Raw genomic sequence first — 1,352 nt, 5'->3', positions numbered from 1 at the left:
GTGTGAATTGCTTGCGATGGATAGTAAAAAACGGAAAGTAGACAGTGAAAATAGGCAGTTTTTACCAGAGTGGACGGATCATTATTTGTTTATACTTCCAAACAAAAGTGGAGCTGTGCCTGTGTGAGCAAAGGGTTTGTACTTCAACGGTTTTTGCCGTTATAGAGGACGTAAAAGTTTTTCTATCAGAGTGTAATGAAGAAGTTGCAAATGAACACTTGGGCTTCCTGCTTGATACAGAAGACACTATTCCAAAAATAGCTTTCCTGACAGATGTCTTCAGACATTTCAATTTTCTAAACTTAAAACTGCAAGGGAAAGGGCTTCTTGTGTTTGAACTTCTCTCAGAAACGAATGTGTGCACTTTCCCAGCCTTAAGTCAGTTTGTGACAGCAACGATGGCATTGACATAAAACAGTTTGTCAACTTCTTAAATGACCTCAAATCTGAGTTCGAAGCTCGATTTAGTGACTTTGACAAAATAGGGAATGTTGTTCAAGTCCTGAATAACTGTTTTTCTCTAAAGCCTAATGGAGAGTGGACCAATGAAGCGGCAGTGGTTTTCAACTGTAATAAAGCAGCCCTGCAAATGGAAATAATAGATTTCCAGGAGGACATTGCCCTGCAGGACAAATTTAGGCAAGTCCCGAAAGAACTTTCGTGTGAGTTGTTTTGGATCAAGTACGTTAGCAGTGAAAAATATCCTGAACTGAAAAACTTGGCCCTCAAACTTTGTACAATGTTTGGATCAACGTACACATGTGAATCTGCATTTTCAAGGATGAACTTCATCAAAAATAAATACAGATCCCGCCTCAGTGACAGCCACCTCAACAACCTGATGAGAATAAGCTGCACAGGTTTCACTCCAAACTTCAGGAAAGTAGTCCAGAGTAAGAAATGTCATTTCTCTCATTGAGGTTACTTTATACATCTAATGTTTTGTAACCATTATTATTATTACTCGTACTATAGTTAAAATAAATACAATATATTTAATATTGATTGATTGTTTTTAAAAAAAACCCCTTCCCCACCCCCACTCAACCGATGGGTTCCGGCCCGCAAACGGCTCATTGAGGTCAAAAATGGACCCCCATTAAAAGTATTTGGTGATCACTGGTGTATAGTATTGGTACTTGTATCAAGAAAATTAAAACCTAAATCTAAATATTCTGATCTCCCGTCACAAGTTGAGTCCGAAGAAGTTAGCCTACTTCACTGAGACTAAGTAATCCAGAAAACCCCCAGGAAAATTATATAAAAGAATTCTTGTGTCTATATTCTCCATAGTTCGGATATCTGCTCCACAGTCCATTTAATTTCCCAACAATCACATCTGCCCACTCTTG

At 38.3% G+C, this 1,352-nt stretch carries 1 protein-coding gene; it reads left to right on the top strand.

The window, feature by feature from the left end; translation table 11 throughout:
• The first annotated feature begins 44 nt into the window (after positions 1–44).
• A complete protein-coding gene (locus tag OC680_RS02170; protein WP_304515475.1) occupies positions 45–413 on the top strand; it encodes a hypothetical protein in 369 nt (122 codons plus the stop codon).
• Positions 414–1,352: the final 939 nt, after the last annotated feature.

The sequence above is a fragment of the Candidatus Phytoplasma melaleucae genome (genome assembly GCF_030588185.1).
In the GTDB taxonomy this organism is placed as follows: Bacteria; Bacillota_I; Bacilli_A; order Acholeplasmatales; family Acholeplasmataceae; genus Phytoplasma; species Phytoplasma melaleucae.
This window is presented reverse-complemented; position numbering and strand designations above follow the sequence as displayed.